19 protein-coding genes and 1 tRNA gene are annotated in these 16,277 nt (G+C 68.7%); 13 read left to right on the top strand and 7 right to left on the bottom strand.

All coding sequences use genetic code 11. The features are described 5' to 3' along the window. Window positions 1-56: 56 nt before the first annotated feature. The gene (hpnC, locus tag C6P64_RS11905) at window positions 57-911 is read right to left on the bottom strand and encodes a squalene synthase HpnC (protein ID WP_105748785.1); all 855 of its coding nucleotides are present in this window, start codon (window positions 909-911) and stop codon (window positions 57-59) included. Between the two features lie 103 nt (window positions 912-1,014). On the opposite strand from hpnC, the gene C6P64_RS11900 reads away from it, so the two are divergent. Then, window positions 1,015-1,101: transfer RNA gene (locus tag C6P64_RS11900), tRNA-Leu, on the top strand. A 129-nt stretch (window positions 1,102-1,230) separates the two neighbouring features. Beyond that, the gene (locus tag C6P64_RS11895; RefSeq protein ID WP_211296837.1) at window positions 1,231-1,716 is read left to right on the top strand and encodes a hypothetical protein; all 486 of its coding nucleotides are present in this window, start codon (window positions 1,231-1,233) and stop codon (window positions 1,714-1,716) included. A gap of 31 nt (window positions 1,717-1,747) precedes the next feature. On the opposite strand, the gene C6P64_RS11890 is transcribed toward C6P64_RS11895, so the two are convergent. The 3 genes from C6P64_RS11890 to C6P64_RS11880 form a co-directional block, all read right to left on the bottom strand. Continuing rightward, a complete protein-coding gene (locus C6P64_RS11890) occupies window positions 1,748-2,392 on the bottom strand; it encodes a trimeric intracellular cation channel family protein (RefSeq protein ID WP_105748784.1) in 645 nt (214 codons plus the stop codon). 116 nt (window positions 2,393-2,508) lie between these two features. Continuing rightward, window positions 2,509-3,123: a response regulator transcription factor gene (locus C6P64_RS11885; RefSeq protein WP_105748783.1), complete on the bottom strand. Its 615-nt coding sequence runs from the start codon at window positions 3,121-3,123 to the stop codon at window positions 2,509-2,511. Next, window positions 3,120-5,105 carry a sensor histidine kinase gene (locus C6P64_RS11880; RefSeq protein ID WP_105748782.1) on the bottom strand — a complete coding sequence of 662 codons (1,986 nt, stop codon included), beginning with the start codon at window positions 5,103-5,105 and terminating at the stop codon, window positions 3,120-3,122. Before C6P64_RS11880 ends, C6P64_RS11885 begins: the two co-directional genes overlap by 4 nt. A gap of 29 nt (window positions 5,106-5,134) precedes the next feature. Here C6P64_RS11880 and C6P64_RS11875 point away from each other — a divergent pair, with 29 nt between their 5' ends. The 9 genes from C6P64_RS11875 to C6P64_RS11835 all read left to right on the top strand — a co-directional run bounded on the left by C6P64_RS11875 (window position 5,135) and on the right by C6P64_RS11835 (window position 13,411). After that, window positions 5,135-6,190, top strand: a complete 1,056-nt coding sequence (locus C6P64_RS11875) for a DctP family TRAP transporter solute-binding subunit (RefSeq protein ID WP_105748781.1) — start codon at window positions 5,135-5,137, stop codon at window positions 6,188-6,190. A gap of 139 nt (window positions 6,191-6,329) precedes the next feature. Next, a complete protein-coding gene (locus tag C6P64_RS11870; RefSeq protein ID WP_105748780.1) occupies window positions 6,330-7,676 on the top strand; it encodes a dicarboxylate/amino acid:cation symporter in 1,347 nt (448 codons plus the stop codon). Between the two features lie 116 nt (window positions 7,677-7,792). Continuing rightward, on the top strand, window positions 7,793-8,671 hold the full coding sequence (locus C6P64_RS11865) for a ParB N-terminal domain-containing protein (RefSeq protein WP_105748779.1): 879 nt from the start codon (window positions 7,793-7,795) through the stop codon (window positions 8,669-8,671). A 25-nt stretch (window positions 8,672-8,696) separates the two neighbouring features. Further along, complete coding sequence (locus tag C6P64_RS11860) at window positions 8,697-8,975, top strand: DUF3820 family protein (protein ID WP_281257964.1); 279 nt, start codon at window positions 8,697-8,699, stop codon at window positions 8,973-8,975. A 104-nt stretch (window positions 8,976-9,079) separates the two neighbouring features. Continuing rightward, entirely contained in the window at window positions 9,080-10,108 is a 1,029-nt protein-coding gene (locus C6P64_RS11855) for a Tim44 domain-containing protein (protein ID WP_105748778.1), read from the top strand. Between the two features lie 45 nt (window positions 10,109-10,153). Then, entirely contained in the window at window positions 10,154-11,899 is a 1,746-nt protein-coding gene (gene xseA / locus C6P64_RS11850) for an exodeoxyribonuclease VII large subunit (protein ID WP_105748777.1), read from the top strand. Then, complete coding sequence (gene xseB / locus C6P64_RS11845) at window positions 11,896-12,126, top strand: exodeoxyribonuclease VII small subunit (RefSeq protein WP_105748776.1); 231 nt, start codon at window positions 11,896-11,898, stop codon at window positions 12,124-12,126. The genes xseA and xseB overlap by 4 nt, the downstream gene beginning before the upstream one ends. Further along, entirely contained in the window at window positions 12,123-12,728 is a 606-nt protein-coding gene (gene gstA, locus C6P64_RS11840; protein ID WP_105748775.1) for a glutathione transferase GstA, read from the top strand. Before xseB ends, gstA begins: the two co-directional genes overlap by 4 nt. Before the next feature lie 425 nt (window positions 12,729-13,153). Continuing rightward, window positions 13,154-13,411: a hypothetical protein gene (locus C6P64_RS11835; RefSeq protein WP_105748774.1), complete on the top strand. Its 258-nt coding sequence runs from the start codon at window positions 13,154-13,156 to the stop codon at window positions 13,409-13,411. A 58-nt stretch (window positions 13,412-13,469) separates the two neighbouring features. Here the strand turns inward: C6P64_RS11835 and C6P64_RS11830 are convergent, their stop codons facing one another. The 3 genes from C6P64_RS11830 to C6P64_RS11820 all read right to left on the bottom strand — a co-directional run bounded on the left by C6P64_RS11830 (window position 13,470) and on the right by C6P64_RS11820 (window position 15,154). Then, the gene (locus C6P64_RS11830; protein ID WP_105748773.1) at window positions 13,470-13,736 is read right to left on the bottom strand and encodes a DUF167 domain-containing protein; all 267 of its coding nucleotides are present in this window, start codon (window positions 13,734-13,736) and stop codon (window positions 13,470-13,472) included. Window positions 13,737-13,741: 5 nt separating this feature from the next. Then, window positions 13,742-14,404, bottom strand: a complete 663-nt coding sequence (locus C6P64_RS11825; RefSeq protein ID WP_105748772.1) for a DsbA family oxidoreductase — start codon at window positions 14,402-14,404, stop codon at window positions 13,742-13,744. Window positions 14,405-14,479: 75 nt separating this feature from the next. Continuing rightward, the gene (locus tag C6P64_RS11820) at window positions 14,480-15,154 is read right to left on the bottom strand and encodes an SOS response-associated peptidase (protein WP_105748771.1); all 675 of its coding nucleotides are present in this window, start codon (window positions 15,152-15,154) and stop codon (window positions 14,480-14,482) included. Window positions 15,155-15,238: 84 nt separating this feature from the next. Here C6P64_RS11820 and pcaC point away from each other — a divergent pair, with 84 nt between their 5' ends. Both pcaC and C6P64_RS11810 read left to right on the top strand, forming a co-directional pair. Beyond that, window positions 15,239-15,616 (top strand): 4-carboxymuconolactone decarboxylase, encoded by a 378-nt coding sequence (pcaC, locus tag C6P64_RS11815; protein ID WP_105748770.1) that lies wholly within the window; start codon window positions 15,239-15,241, stop codon window positions 15,614-15,616. 271 nt (window positions 15,617-15,887) lie between these two features. Then, complete coding sequence (locus tag C6P64_RS11810) at window positions 15,888-16,274, top strand: hypothetical protein (RefSeq protein WP_105748769.1); 387 nt, start codon at window positions 15,888-15,890, stop codon at window positions 16,272-16,274. Window positions 16,275-16,277: the final 3 nt, after the last annotated feature.

Here is a 16,277-nt window from a genome sequence, read left to right as displayed (position 1 = left end):
GTCAGATGGGAACCCGAGTGTAAAGGCCTGGCTCGGGAGCCAGCCTCAGCCATCGGTCAAGCCCTCATGCGCAGGGCCCGCCACAGCAGCCGCGGCAGGTCGGCCGCGCCGAGCTTGGGACGATGCCGCCAGGTCCGGTGCTGCAGCCGCTCGATCTTGTCCAGGATCAGCAGGCCGCCTTGCACCACCAGCCGCAACTCCCAGCCCAGCCGTCCGGGCAGGCGGATCGCCAGCGGGGCGCCCGCCTGCATCAGCGCGCGCGCCTGCTGCGTCAGCTCGGCCAGCAGCGCGCGCGCCGCAGCCTCCTGTTGTGGGCCAGGATCTGCTTGGAGCAGGGCGGCCTCGTCGACGCCATGGCGGGCCAGCCGATCCAGCGGCAGATAATGGCGGCCGCGCTGCAGGTCTAGCCCGAGGTCCTGCCAGAAGTTGATCAGCTGCAGCGCGCTGCAGATCGCATCGCTCTGGCGCAACGATGGTGCGTCCTGCACGCCGTACAGGTGCAGCAGCAAGCGCCCGACCGGATCGGCCGAGCGGCTGCAGTAGTCGAGCAGGGCGGCGCAGTCGGCATAGCGGGTGTTGGCCGCGGTGTAGCGCACATCCTGCTCGAAGGCGTCGAGCAGCTCGTGCAGCGGCTTTGCCGGCAGCCGCTGCGCCGCGATCGCGCGCGCGAGCGCCGCGAACTGGCCAGACCAGCGCGGATCCGCCGGGGGCTGGCCCGCCAGCGCTCGCTCGAGTTCGGCCCGGTAGGCTGCCAGCTCGGCCAGGCGCTGGTCCGCACTCGCAGCGCCTTCGTCGGCGATGTCGTCGGCCGTGCGCGCGTAGTGGTAGAGCGCCGTGACGGTCGGGCGCAGCCGGGCCGGGCAGAGCCAGGAGGCGACGGGGAAGTTCTCGTAATGGTCCACACCTTGCATGGGCCTATGCTGCCACAGGAGGAGCGCGAAAAACGGGCCGCTTCTGGCCTTACAATCTGCACTTTGACGGATCAGCCCGCAAGCGGCTGGTCGTCGATGGACTGCGCGGGTGGCGAAATTGGTAGACGCACCAGGTTTAGGTCCTGACGGTGGCAACACCGTGCCGGTTCGAGTCCGGCTCCGCGCACCATTCCATCCTTCGGCTTCGGCACCATCCCAGTGCCAAGGCGATACCGCTTGATGCAACTGTTACATCGGGCCATTGGATCGCCGCAGACCATGCGCGGCACAATGCGGCTTTAGCATTCAGTCGCTCCAGATGAACATTCGATCCAAAACCACCGTGCTGGCCCTGTTGCTCGCGGCAGCTGCCGGCCAGGTACAAGCCGATGGCTGGCATGGTCACGGCCGCCATGGATTCAGTCCTTACCGCCCGGCGCCGGCGCGCGTGCATGGCTCGGGCTGGGTTGCGCCGCTGGTCATGCTCGGCATTGCCGGCGTGGCCTTGAGCGCTGCCAGCCAGGCGCCAGCGACCGTGGTCGTGCCGGCAGCGCCGCCGCCGCTCCCGGTGCAGCCGGTGCTGGTCTATCCGCAGCCCTCTAGCTATGCGCCGCCGCCGGTCTACCTGCCGGCGGACGCTGCCCATGTCAGCGCTGGTGGCGCGGGCCCGACCTATGCCGCGGCTCCGCAGCTGATCGAATCGGCGCCGGACGGGATTGCCTACTACTGTCCCAGCTATGGCCAGTACCATCCGCAGGTGCAGTCCTGTCCGGGCGGCTGGCAGCTGGTGGCGCTCAGGCGCTGAGCGCGGCCGGTCGCGCGGGCCGCCGTTGGGTTCAGCGGTCCACGCGCCAGATCGGCAGCTGCCAGTCGCGCCAGAGCGCCAGCATGCGCAGCCCCGCCGTGAAGAACACCGTCGCGGTCAGGGTCAGCCAGTCGGGCGTGTTCAGCGCCTGCAGGCCCAGGTAGAGCCAGCCGCCGAGGAAGGCACACAGCGCATAGGGCCGGTGGTCGATGAAGGCGGCCGGGATCTGGTTGCAGACGATGTCGCGCAGCACGCCGCCGAACACCGGGGTGATCACCCCCATCAGCACCGCGACCAGCGCCGGCATGCCATGCGAGCTGGCCACGTCGACGCCGACCGCGGCGAACAGCCCCAGCCCGAGCGCATCGGGCAGCTGGATGACCTTTTCGGTCGGCTCGAAATGCCGCCGGCGCATGAAGATCATCGCCGCCGTGCTCAGTGCCATCACGCCCCAGAGGTATTCCACATGCTGGACCCAGAAGAAGGGCCGCAGGTCGAGCAGGATGTCGCGCAGGGTGCCGCCGCCGAGCGCCGCCAGGAAGGACACGGCATAGACGCCCACCCCGTCGAGCCGGCTGCGCGCCGCCGTCATGACTCCCGACAGCGTGAAGGCGATGGTGGCCGACAGCTCCAGCGAATGTCGCATCCACTCGCCCCAATTCGAGAAAGTGATCATTCTGTTTTTTCCTGCAGCGGGTTTGGGCTTGATGAGCTGTTGATGCTAGCACTTCAGGCGGGCAAGTCCCCCAGCGGACAGGCCCGGTCACGCGTCCTGGGGCGGCTTCCTGCTGTTCACTGGCCGTACAGGCCCATGCGATGCGCGAGCTCGACCGCCGACTGGACCTGCAGCTTCTCGAAGATGTTGGCGCGGTGGAACTCCACCGTGCGCGCCGTGATGCCCAGGTGCTCGGCGATGTTCTTGTTGTAATGGCCCGCGAGCAGTTCGGCCAGCACCTCGCGCTCGCGCGCGCTCAGTCCTGCCAGCGCCCGCTGGAACTCGAGCTTCTCGCGCGAGCCGGCCTGCAGCGCCAGCGCCGCCTGCCTGGCTGCCTCGACCCGGTCGACCAGCAGGTTGTTCTGGAACGGCTTCTCGAGGAAGTCCCAGGCACCCTGCTTGACCGCCGCGACCGCCATGCCGACATCGCCGTGGCCGGTCAGGAACAGCACCGGCCAGGGCCAGCCCATGGCCTTGAGCCGCTCGAAGGTCGCCAGGCCCGACAGGGGCTCCATCCGGATGTCGAGCAGCAGCACGCAGCAGCCCCAGGGCTCGCGGTCCGCACGCAGCGCCTGCAGGAAGTCATCGCCACTGCGCCAGCTGCGCACGGGCAGGCCACGCGAGTCCAGCAGCCAGGCCAGGCCATCGCGGAAGTCCTCGTCGTCGTCGACGATATGTACGGTCGGGTTCAAGTTGTCAGGGGCAGCCACAGGGTGAATTGTGCCCCGTGCAGCGTGGCGCTGCTGCCGACCTCGATGCGGCCATGATGGGCCTCGACGATCGAGCGGCAGATCGACAGGCCCATTCCCATGCCGCCCGGCTTGCGGCTGGCGAAGGCGTCGAAGATGCCGGCGCGCTCGGCCTCGGGGATGCCGGGCCCGCTGTCCTCGATCCGGATTCCGGCCTGGCCGTCCTGCAGCAGCAGGCTGACCCGCACCAGGGCCTGTCCGCTGGCTCCTAGCCCGGCCCATTCGGTCGCGTTCAGCAGCAGGTTGTGCAGCGCATGCTCGAGCAGCAGCGCGTCGGCCGACAGGGTCGGCCCGGGTTCGGCGGCTGCGGGCAGTTCGAGCTGCAGCGCCAGCCCAGGCGGCAATGCCAGCTGCTGCACGACCCGCCGCACGAAGGGGGCAAGCGCCAGCGGCTGGCGGCTCATTTCCTGGCGCCGGGCAAAGGCGTTGATGCGCTGGATCACCAGCCCGGCCTTCTCGGCCATGCGCTCGATGCGCTCGAGCACCGGAATGATGTCGGTCTTGCTGATGCTGTCCTGGCGCACCCGGTTGAGCAGGCCGCTGGCAAAGCTGCTCAGCGCGCCCAGCGGCTGGTTGAGCTCGTGCGCCAGCGTGGAGGCGACCTCGCCGACCGCGATCAGCCGGCCCGAGGCCTCGAGCTGTTCCTGCTGGCGCGCGGCCAGCCGTTCGACCCGCTTGCGCTCGGTGATGTCGAGCAGGGCGTACATCCAGCCCATCACCCGGCCGTCAGCCTGGATCAGGGGGGCGCCGTGGACCAGCAGCTCGAGTGCCTGTCCGTCGCGGTGTTGCAGCTGCAGCTCGAGGCCCGATGACAGGCCGGAGCTCCCGGCCTCGTCCTTGGCCAGCGCGTCCAGGCTGGCCGCCAGGGCCGGCGGCCAGTCGGCACTGGTCGCCAGCTCCTGCGCCGACCAGCCCAGCATGCGGCAGAAGGCCGGGTTCGCATAGAGGCATTGGCCGTCCAGGTCCCGCGCCAGCAGGCCCAGCGTGACCGAGCGCTCGATTGCGCTGCGCAGCGCGATCTGGGTCTGCAGCCGCCGCTCGGCCTGGCGCCGGCGCAACGTGGCGCGCCAGAAGAAATAGAGCGCGACCAGCATCGCGCCCAGGCTGAGCAATGCGATGCCGAAGAAGGCGCGCGGCGCGATGGCCGGACGCGCCTGCAGCAGCTCGACTGCCAGCTTCCACTGCGCGCCGGGCAGCGGCACGGCGACGGAATAGCGCAAGCCTGGCCGGGTTGGACTCGCCAGCCCGGGCTCGTCGTCCAGCGTCAGCAGGGCGTGGTCGGCCAGGAACCAGGCCGGCACGATCTGTTCCAGCGCGCGCTCGATCCGGATTGCCGCGACCTGGCTGCCCAGGAAGCGGCCCTGCTCGAAGCTCGGCACGGCCAGCCAGAGCAGTGGGCCGCCCGGGCGCTGGCGGCCTGGTAGCGGGCCGGCATAGGCGGGGCGCTGCAGGCCGCGACCGGTGTCGAGCATCACCGCCAGCGTGCCGCTGTCCTCGGGTTGCAGTTCGGCGGCGGCCATGATGGCGGGCCATTGGCCCGGGCTGTCCAGCCGCTCGGCGCCCAGCCAGCCCTGCCAGGCGATCACGCCCTCGCCGCGCCACAGCAGGCCGGCGCGCTGCAAGGGTGGCGCGGTGGCGGACCGGGTGTGTGGCACCAGCGGGGTTTTCTCGAGCTGGGCCAGGTCGCGCTCGAGCCGCTGGAAATGAAAGCGCAGCGTCTGCTCCAGCCATTGGGCGTCGGCGCCGCGGCGCAGCTCCTCTTCCTGGGCCTCGACATCGCGCAGGAACAGCACCAGCAGCACGATGCAGGCGCTCACCAGCGCCAGCAGGCCGGCCAGCCAGAGCAGGGCGCGCCGGCTCGAGGCCGAAGCCTGGCGCGCATCCAGGTCGAGCGGGTCGAGGTCTACGGCGGGCTCGGTCTTCATGGTGGTGGAATGCGCTTAGCATAGCGGACATGCCGCCCAGCGTCCGCCCCGACAGCCCCCGAGCCTTGCGCCGGCGCCCGCTGCTGGCCGGCGGGCTGGCCATGCTGGGTGGCCTGGCCGGACTGACGGGTGCTGCTCCGGCATGGGCGGCCAGGCCCGAGCTGCTGCTGCGCTTCTCGCATGTGGTCGCAGCGGGCACGCCCAAGGGCCAGATGGCGCTGCATTTCCAGCGCCTGGTGGCGCAGCGCAGCGCGGGCCGGATCCGGGTCGAGGTCTATCCCGACTCCGAGCTCTACGGCGACGAGGACGAGCTCGAGGCGCTCAAGCTCGGCGCGGTCGAGCTGCTCGCGCCCTCGCTGTCCAAGTTCGGCCAGGCCGGCCTGCCCGAGTTCGAGGTCTTCGACCTGCCTTTCCTGTTCGACGACCTGGCCCAGGTGCGACGCGTGACGCAGGGGCCGGTCGGCCGCCGCCTGCTCGAGCGGCTTGCGCACCAGCAGATGGTCGGGCTCGGCTTCATGGACGGCAGCTTCAAGCAGATGAGCGCGAACCGGCCGCTGCGCACGCCGGCCGACTTCCAGGGCCTGCGGTTGCGCGTGCAGGCCTCGCGCGTGCTGGTGGCCCAGATGCGCGCGCTCGGCGCCGAACCGGTGGTGCTGCCCTTTCGCGAGACGCGCCAGGCCCTGGCCCGGCGGGTCGTCGATGGCGCGGAAAACCCGCTCTCGAACTTCCTGACCCAGGGCCTGCAAGCCGTGCAGACCGACCTGACCCTGACCCGGCATGGCTACCTGGGCTATGCGGTGGTCAGCCATCCGCGCTTCTGGGACAGCCTGTCGGCGCCGAACCGGGAGCTGCTGCAGCAGGCCCTGGCCGAGGCGCTCGAATTCGGCAACCGGCTCTCGGCCGAGCTCGACCGCCAGGCGCTGGCCCAGGTGCTGCAGCTGCCGCGCCTGCGCGTCCATGCCCTGAGCGGACCCGAGCGCGCTGTGCTGCAGCAGGCGGCACAGGCCGTGCACCAGGGCTTCGAGCAGCGGGTCGGCCATGGCCTGCTGGCCGAGGTCAGGCGGGCGATCGCCGCCAGGGACTAGGGTAAACCCGACTGTTGAACGCCACAGTTGGCAGCACGCCGGGTGCTGCGTATCGTTGCGACCTTCCCCGTGCTGCGGGTGCCGAGGCAGGTCCTGGCGCTTGCATTGCTCCCTCAATCTCCCAATCGAGTCCGTCGCCATGGCCACTACAACCGCGCGAAAGCCTCTCTACAAGTCCCTCTATGTCCAGGTCCTGGCCGCCGTCACGATCGGCGTGTTGCTGGGCCATTTCCAGCCGGAACTCGGCGCCCAGATGAAGCCGCTCGGTGATGGCTTCATCAAGCTGATCAAGATGATCATCGCTCCGATCATCTTCTGTACCGTCGTGGTCGGTATCGCCGGCATGGAGGACATGAAGAAGGTCGGCAAGACCGGCGGCCTGGCGCTGCTGTATTTCGAGATCATGTCCACGCTGGCGCTGATCATCGGCCTGATCGTGGTCAACCTGCTGCAGCCCGGCTCCGGCATGCATGTCGATCCGACCACGCTCGACACCAAGGGCATCGCGGCCTACACCGCGCCCGGCAAGATGCAGGGCACGGTCGATTTCCTGCTCAACGTGATCCCGACCTCGGTGGTCGACGCCTTCGCCAAGGGCGAGATCCTGCAGGTGCTGCTGTTCTCGGTGCTGTTCGGCTTCGCGCTGCACAAGTTCGGCGGCCGCGGCACCATGGTGTTCGACTTCATCGAGAAGTTCTCGCATGTGCTGTTCGACATCGTCGGCATCATCATGAAGGTGGCCCCGATCGGTGCCTTCGGCGCGATGGCGTTCACCATCGGCAAGTACGGCGTCGGTTCGCTGTTCTCGCTCGGCAAGCTGATGGGCGCCTTCTACCTGACCTGCCTGGTGTTCGTCTTCGTCGTGCTCGGCATCGTCAGCCGGCTGCATGGCTTCAGCATCGTCAAGTTCGTGCGCTACATCAAGGAAGAGCTGCTGATCGTGCTCGGCACCTCCTCGTCCGAGTCGGTGCTGCCGCGCATGATGGAAAAGCTCGAGAACCTGGGCGCGCGCAAGTCGGTGGTCGGCCTGGTGATCCCGACCGGCTATTCGTTCAACCTCGACGGCACCTCGATCTACCTGACCATGGCCGCGGTCTTCATCGCCCAGGCCACCGACACGCCGATGGACCTGACCCAGCAGCTGACCCTGCTCGCCGTGCTGCTGCTGACCTCCAAGGGCGCGGCCGGCATCACCGGCAGCGGCTTCATCGTGCTGGCGGCCACCCTGTCGGCCGTCGGCGGCGTGCCGGTTGCCGGCCTGGCGCTGATCCTGGGCATCGATCGCTTCATGTCCGAGGCACGCGCGCTGACCAACCTGGTCGGCAACGGCATCGCTACCCTGGTGGTGGCCAAGTGGACCGGCGACCTCGACATGCAGCGCCTGCAGCAGGGTCTGGACCATCCGACCCTGGCCGAGGCGCAGGAGCCGGAACTCATCCTCGACCAGCAGGTCGCGCACATGGCCATTGGCAAGGCCCGCGGCTGAACTTCGCCTCGACACCTGAGTCGAAGAGGGCGGTGCCTTGCGGGGCACCGCCTTTTTTTCATCCGCAACGCGGCGCCACTACAATCCAGCCCCTCTCCCATCAACCCGAGCGCAGCATGGACATCGTCGTCAACGAGGAACTCAAGGCCTACATCGATCCTCTTACGCCCGAGGAATACGAGGCGCTCGAGCGCAGCCTGCTCGCCGAGGGTTGCCGCGATGCGCTGGTGTTGTGGGGCGACTTGCTGGTCGACGGCCACAACCGCTACGAGATCTGCCGCAAGCATGGCCTGCCGTTCCAGACCGTGCAGAGCAAGCGCTTCAAGGACATCGAGGACGTGCACCTCTGGATGATCGAGCAGCACCTGGGCCGGCGCAGCGTGTCGGACTTCCAGCGCGGCGTGCTGGCCTTGCGCCAGCGCGAGATCGTCGCGGCGCGCCGGGCCCGTTTCCTCGAGGCGACTGCCCAGGCCAGGCCTGACGACACCGGCGCTGCAGCCGCGTCGCCCAGCGCGGCTGCCGACCTGCCCTGGGAGGGCGACTCCAGCTATCCCGAGCCGGCACCGCTCAAGAGCCGCGAGGAACTGGCGCGCGCCGCACGCCTGAGCAGCAGCCAGGTCGCGATGATCGAGAAGATCCAGCAGCAGGCCCAGCCCGAGCTGGTCGCCGCGCTCAAGTCGGGCGAGATCTCGATCAGCGCGGCGGCAGCCGTCGCGACCCTGCCGCCCGAGGAACAGAAGGCCGCCGCCGTCGCCGGCAAGGACGAGCTCAAGCAGGCCGCCAAGCGCGTGCGCGAGGCCCAGCGCAAGCCGCGTGCCAAGGCTGTGGCCCAGGACGGCGAGGGTGCCCAGTCCGCGGCCTCAGATCCGTCTGCTGCATCCGCCGACCAGGTGGCCGAGCTGCAGGCGCTGCACAAGCGGGTCGCCGAGCTGACGGCCGAGAACGAGGCGCTGCGCAAGCAGGTCGCCAACCTGCTGTCGCAGCTGGTCGGCTGAGGCCGGCGCTGCAGCAGGAGGCAGATTGCCGGCCCGCCCATCCCAGGATGTCCTCGACCCGGCCCAGCTCGAACGCCTGCTGACGGTCGAGATGCCCTATGGCAAGTACCAGGGCCGCCGGATCGCCGACCTGCCGGGCCACTACCTGAACTGGTTTGCGCGCGCAGGCTTTCCCGCCGGCGACCTCGGCCGCTTGCTGGCGCTGATGCAGACCATAGACCACAACGGCCTGCGCGAGCTGCTGCGTCCCCTGCGTGCCCCGGATCGCCGACCCGGATGGCCAGTCATTCGATCGTCAGACTGAAATTCAGGCAAGAGCTGATGCTGAATCAGTGGGATTCTGCTTTTTCATGCGGATAAAACCGCTATCCTGTGCAGCGTGAAGCAACTTTTTCACTGGAGTGCAAGATGAAAACCATGTCCCTGCTCGCGGCCGTCCTGGCCCTGGGTCTCACCTTCGGTGCCGGCGATGCCGATGCCGCCAAGCGCCTGGGCGGCGGCAAGTCCGCCGGCATGCAGCGCGAAATGACGGTCGGCAAGACGCCGGGCGCGACCCCGGCCCAGACGCCGACCGCCCCGACGTCCGCCACCAATCCGGCGCAAGGCGCGATGGCTGCCGCACCCGCCGCCGCTGCCGCACAGTCCAAGCGTTCCTGGATGGGGCCGCTGGCCGGCATCGCCGCCGGCATCGGCCTGGCAGCGCTGGCCTCGCATTTCGGCTTCGGCGAGGAGCTGGCCTCGATGATGATGATCGCCCTGCTGGCCATGGTCGCGGTCGCGGTGATCGGCTTCATCATGCGTCGCCGTGCCGCCGCGCGCAATCCCGCCATGGCGGCGGCTGGCGCTGGCGCTGGTGCCGGCGGCATGTTCCGCAACGCCGAGACCGATGCGCCGGCCTCGCGCGGCTTCGACGTCTCGATGCCGCCGAGCAGCCCGGCTGCCAGCCCTGCGGCGGGTAGCAGCACCGGTTCCTCGCTGTTCGGTTCGAGCTTCGGTGCCAGCCCGGCCCCGGCTTCCTCCATTGGTGCCGGCCTGTCGGCAGCCCCGGTCGCTGCTCCGGTGATCCCGGCCGGCTTCGATGTCGAGGCCTTCGTGCGCAATGCCAAGGTCAACTTCATCCGCCTGCAGGCGGCCAACGACAGCGCCAACCTCGACGAGCTGCGCGAGGTCACCACGCCCGAGATGTTCGCCGAGCTCAAGACCGATATCGTCACCCGCGGTCCCGCTGCGCAGCAGACCGATGTCGTCACCCTGGGCGCCGAAGTGCTCGAGGTGGTCGAGGAAGCCGCGCGCTATGTCGTCAGCGTGCGCTTCACCGGCCAGATCCGCGAGGACAAGTTCGCCGCACCGGAAGCCTTCGACGAAGTCTGGCACCTGACCAAGTCGCGCACCGGCTCCGGCGGCTGGCTGCTGTCGGGCATCCAGCAGGCGCAGTAAACCCTGCTGCGGGAGGTGGGTGGGGGCATGGGTCAAAATACCCCCATGTCCGCCACCTACCTGCAAGTACCCTTTCGCGACAAGGACAGCGCCAAGGCGCTGGGCGCGCGCTGGGACCCGGGCCAGCGGCAGTGGTATGTGCCAGCAGGCCGCGAGCTTGCCCCCTTTGCCGCCTGGCTGCCGGCCGACCTGCTGGAGGCCAGCCAGCCGCTGTCGCCCGGCTGCGCTGCCGTGGCTGTCGCCGCTCCCGCCTTGATCCCGTCGGCAGCCGCCGATGAGCTGGCCGTCCCGGCCAGCCGGCCGCCGACCGCCTCCGAGCCAGCAGCGGCCTATTCCAGCTCCGGCAGTCCTGTCGGCCCCGGGCTGCAGCGCCCGTCCGGCATCAGCCTGTCGCAGCTGCTCGCTGGCGTGTCCCGGCTGGTCGCGCAATCCTTTCCCGCCGCCATCTGGACCCTGGTCGAGGTGCTCGATGCGCGCCTGCGCAACGGTCATGTCTACCTCGAGCTGTCCGAGCGCGACGCCTCGGGCCAGGTGCTGGCCAAGGCCAATGCCATGATCTGGGCCTCGAACGCCAGCCGCATCCTGCCCGAGTTCGAGCAGGCCACCGGCGCCACCCTGGGGCCGGGCATCAAGCTGCTGGTGCGCGCGCGGCCGGTGTTCAAGCCGCAATACGGTTTCAGCCTCGAGCTCGACGCGATCGATTCCGGCTACACCCTGGGCGACCTCGAGGCCAGGAAGCGCGAGATCCGCGAGCGGCTGCAGCGCGAGGGCCTCTATGCGCGGCAAAAGCAGCTCGCGCCGCCCTGGGACTACCGGCAGCTGCTGGTGATCGCGCCCGAAGGCGGCGCCGGCCTGGGCGACTTCCAGGCCGAGGCGGCTCGCTTGCAGCGCCATGGCGTCTGCCGCTTCGACTATGCCTACAGCCGCTTCCAGGGCGAGGGCGCCCCGGCAGAAATCCGCCGCGTGCTGCTGGCGGCCCTGCAGCGACTGGGGCAGGGTGGCCGACCCGACGCGGTCGTCATCATCCGGGGCGGCGGCGCGGTCAACGACCTGGCCTGGCTCAACGACTACGAGCTCGCGCGCAGCTGCTGCGAGCTTGAACTGCCGCTGCTGACCGGCATCGGTCACGAGCGCGACAGCACCCTGCTCGACGAGGTCGCGCAGCAGCGCTTCGACACACCGTCCAAGGTCATCGCCGGCATCGAGCAGCAGATCGTGCGGCGCACGGCCGAGGCGCGCGCCCATTTCGAGGCCATCGCCCGGCTCGGCCAGCGTTGCATCGCCCTGGCGCGCAGCGAGGCCCAGCAGACCGAGGCCCAGGTCCGACTGCTCGCGCAGCGCCAGCTCGACGCTGCCCGCTACCGCGTGCCGGCGGCCTGGTCCGAGGTGCAGCGTCAGGCCCGGCGGGTGCTGCGCCAGGCGCGCGAACAGTCGCGGCTGCGGCTGCAGCAGCTCGGTGAGCGCGCCGTTGCCATGACGCGGCGCGCCAGCGACTCCAGCGCGCAGGCCATGCAGCAGGTCGACGGCGGCAGCCGCCAGGCCTTGCGCCAGGCGGGCGAGTCCTCGCGCGCGCTGATGCGCGAGATCGCCGGCCAGGGCCCCGACAAGACGCTGGCGCGCGGCTTTGCCATCGTGCGCGATGCCGGCTCCGGCCAGGTCTTGCAGCGGGCTGCCGAGCTCAAGCCCGGCCAGGCGCTGCAGATCCAGTTCCACGACGGCCAGCGGCTGGCGCAGGCCTCCGTGCCCGCCGATCCTGGCGCGATTGACGATTCACCAGAGAACCCCGCATGAAAGCCAAGACCTTCAGGGATGCCTACGGCGTGCTGCAACGCCATGCCCAGACCCTGCGCGAGCAGGATGAACCCAATATCGACGACCTGCTGGCCATCGTGACCGAATCGGTCGCGGCCTACCAGGTCTGCCAGTCGCGCATCGCGGCGGTCGAGCAGGCGCTCGAGAAGGCCCTCGGCGAGGCCGCTGAAATTTCCTCCAACCCCGCAACCGAAAGCCAACCATGAAGCTGTTTATCAAGCCCGGCGCCTGCTCGCTGTCCCCGCACATCGTGCTCGAAGAGCTCGGCCTGCCCTACGAGACCGAAGTGGTCGACCTGGCCAGGAAGACCACCGCTTCCGGCCAGGACTTCCTGGCCATCAACCCCAAGGGCTATGTGCCGGCGCTGCTGCTCGACAGCGGCGAGCTGCTGACCGAAGGCCCGGCCATCGTCCAGTACCTGGCCGACCTCGCGCCCGAGAAGCAGCTCGCGCCGGCCAACGGCAGCATCGCGCGCTACCAGCTGCAGTCCTGGCTGACCTTCATCGGCACCGAGGTGCACAAGTCCTTCAGCCCCTTCTTCAACCCCAAGGCCCCGCAGGAGTGGAAGGACATCGCGCGCGCCAACCTCGAGCGCCGCCTGGCCTATGTCGCGCAGCAGCTCGAAGGCCGTGACTACCTGCTCGGCAGCGAGTTCACGGTGGCCGATGCCTACCTGTTCACGGTCCTGAACTGGTCCAAGTTCATCAAGCTCGACCTCGGCGCCTGGCCCCCGCTGCTGGCCTATCAGGCCCGCGTGGCAGCGCGCCCGGCCGTGCAGGCGGCGCTCAAGGCCGAAGGCCTGGCCTGAGCCTTGACATGCGGCTGTCACAGTAATCCCCATCGCCCGTGGTCAAGGCTGTGGACAAATGCGGAAACAACTCCGCAAGCCGTTGTCCTGGCTCGGGTTTTTTGCGCTGCCTAAAAATTGTGCAAGTTAACCTAGGATCAAGATAGCAGGATTTTGTGACATCGCCCAGGAGAAATCCCCCTTCTACCTCCTGTCTCGATCTGATAATCTGAACCCAATCGAGTTGGGTGTGGGAGTCTGGTTCGATTACCGGCGTTGCCTCGAATCAACATTGCGATGTGAGGGGGGAAGGTAACGTCTTTGAGCCCGGCCTGGCGCCGGGTTTCTTTTTTTGCGTCCGTGACTGCTGCAAAGTCATGACAAGCAAACGCTAGAATCATTCAGGCGCACGACGACGTGCTGAATCAGTCTGGGAGTTGCACCGGATGGACAAAAGATCGGAACCGCATGACCGTTTCGAGCGGCTTGGCAGCAAGCTGGCCCAGCTCGAGTCCCTGTTGACCCTGGTGGGGGGCGAAGGCATCGGGCATTTTCGCCAGCAGGAGGCCGAGCAACAGGCCTATTTCCTGGGTCTTTGCTCGCGCCTGGCCGGTGAATGCCGCGACCTGTGCGAGTCGCTGCAGCTCGCCGAGCAGGACAGCGAGGCCGAACCGCGTCGGCCGCCCCAGATGCTGCTCAATTAGTCCTGGCTGGCTGGCTCGCAGCGGCTGGCCAGCCGCGCAAGCGGCCCACCCTGTTGTCCTAGCTACCGAGCCCCAGCGCCAGCCTGAGCGTGGCCTCGTCGAGTCCGTCGACCTCGACCCGCTTGGTGCGCCCGCTGGCGCCCATCTCGATGCGGATGGCCGACTTGGGCACGCCGCATTGCTGGGACAGGAAGGCGACCAAGGCCTTGTTGGCCTCGCCATCGACCGGCGGTGCCTTGAGCTGGATCTTGGGCTTGCCGTCGAACAGGCCCGCGAGCTGGGTCTGCTTGGCGCCGGGTTGGCAGTAGACGACGATCCTGGCCATCGCGCTCAGGGCTGCTGGCTAGCCGCGATGATCTGGTTTAAGGCCTGCTCGAAGCGCTCGACCGGGTGACAGCCGGTGATCACGTAGCGCTGGTCGATGACCAGGGTTGGCACCGAGTTCACGCCGGCCTGGCGGTAGAAGGCCTCGCGCTCGCGCACTGCCTGGGCAAATTCGTCGCCGGCCAGCAGTTCGATCGCGCGCTCGCGGTCGAGTCCGGCACTGTCGACGGCAGCCAGCAGCACATCGTCGGCATCCATCGGCAGTCGGTCGCGGTGGCAGGCCTGCAGCAGCGCCTGCTTGAGCGCGAGCTGGCGCTCGGGGTGCTCGAGCGCGGCCCAGTGCAGCAGCCGGTGCGCCTTCAGGGTGTTGTAGATGCGGCCGCGTCCTTCGGGCGCGAACTCGAAGCCGACCTCGGCGCCGCGCTGGCACAGGGTGGCGCGGACCTCGGCCTGTTGCTCGGGCGTCGAGCCGTATTTCTGCGTCAGATGCTCGGCCAGGTCCTGGCCGCCTTCGGGCAGATCGGGGTTGAGTTCGAACGGTTGCAGGTTCAGGCTGACCGCTACCGCGGGCGGCAGGCGCTCGAGCGCCTCCAGCAGCGAGGCCAGCCCGATGGCGCACCAGGGGCATGAGATGTCGGAGACGAAGTCGATGTTCAACAATTGGCTCATGCCCGGATTGTCAACCGATTTCGCGCTCCGGGCTCGAAACGCAGCGCAAGACCGTTCAGCGCTGCCCAGCGTCTTTCAGCCTTTTTCGACCGGATTGGCGGTCAGCCAGTTGGCCGGATAGCTGCGCATGAATTCGGTCGCCTTGGCCAGCGGGGCATTGAGCCAGGCGTCGTAGGCACCCTCGTTGAGGATGACCGGCATGCGCTTTTCGGCGCCGGGCGGGTCGTAGCGGTGCAGCAGCCCGTGGCCATGCGAGCTCACCGTCAGCAGGCAGAAGCCGGTGACGGATTCGCCTTCCACCTTGCCCCAGCGCTCCCACAGGCCGGCCACGCCCATCGGCCGGCCATCGACGCGTGCAATCCGGGTCGGCACCGGCTTGCCAGTGCGCCAGTCGTCGACGAAGAAGGCCATCATCGGCACGATGCAGCGGCGCGACTCCTTCCAGGCCAGGTCGAAATGCTTGGAGCCGACCACGCTGTCCGGCCTGGCGTTGACCAGCTTGGACGAGCGCAGCTTGGCGTCCGAGGCCGACTTGGCCCAGGCCGGCGTGAGGCCGAACTGGCCCTGGACCAGCTCGCGCCCGGCAGGCTGGATCTCGATGTCGGCCTCGACCGTGGCCGGCGTCTGCCGGATGAAGACGGCGGGCCGGCGCGGCCAGATGTCGCGTCCGGGCAGCGGATCGGGAGCCGTCAGGTTGAAGGCTTCCGGGTAGAGCGCAGCGTGTCGCACGCTTTCGTAATGGGAAATCATGCGGCGATGCTAGCGCATCACCGCGCGCCAGCCAGCTGCCAGCGACGGCCGCGGCTTAAGATCAGGATTTTTGCGAGGGCAGAGATGAGCGACGAGCAATTCGACAAGGGACTGGCCATGCGCAAGCAGGTCATGGGCGAGGATTTCGTGGCGCGCGCCTATGCCGGCGTGACGGACTTCACGGCGCCGCTGCAGCATCACATCACGCGCAATGCCTGGGGCGAGGTCTGGCAGCGCCCGGGCCTGGACCTCAAGACCCGCAGCCTGGTGACGGTGGCGATGCTGACCGCCCTGGGCAAGCAGAACGAGCTCAAGGGTCATCTGCGCGGGGCGCTCAACAATGGCGCCACGCTGCAGGAAATCCAGGAGGTGCTGCTGCACGCGACCATCTATTGCGGCGTGCCGGCCGCTGTCGAGGCCTTCCGCAGCGCCGCCGAGGTGCTGCCCCAGACCGAGTCCTGATGGCCGCTACTGAGCCCAGGCAGCACCGGATTGCCCCGGCCAGCCGCTTGCCTGCCTGATTTTTGGGCAGCCTGATAAAGGCCAGTCGTGACAAGGGCTTGCCGATCGCGCCAGCCACTTGTCCACAGATTTGGCCACGGCGACTGGGGATTACCCTAGGTCGTCCTGCTGGCGTGGGCCTGCTGCCGCTTGCCGCCCGCCCATCGAGCGTTACAGTGAAGCATATGGGCGCAGACCTTTTCACTTTCCTTCCATTGAACGGAGCAAGCCGATGGCCATAGGCTGGATGACGGTATTGAAGCTGGTGCCCTGGGACGACGTCATCGCGAACGCCCCCCAGGTGGTCGAGGGCGCGCGCAAGCTCTGGAAGACGGTGACCCGCTCCCCGGCGCTGCCGCCGGAGCCGGCCCAGGCTCCCGAGGCCGCTGCCGCGCCAGCGCCCGAGCTGGCGACGCGCAGCGAGCTGCAGGCGCTGGCGGCCACGGTGTCGGTCCTGCACGAGCAGATGGCCGAGTCGTCGGCGCTGATCGAGGCGCTGGCCGACCAGAACGCCCAGCTGATCCGGCAGATCGAGTCGAACCGGGTCCGGCTCGGCTGGCTGATGGCCGTCGTCGGCCTGCTGGCGGCGGCGCTGCTCTATCTGCTGCTGCGGGGCTGATGC

Source organism: Malikia granosa (assembly GCF_002980595.1).
Classification (GTDB): Bacteria; Pseudomonadota; Gammaproteobacteria; order Burkholderiales; family Burkholderiaceae_C; genus Malikia; species Malikia granosa.
Note: the sequence above shows the minus strand (reverse complement) of the source record. Positions and strands in the feature narration are given on the sequence as shown.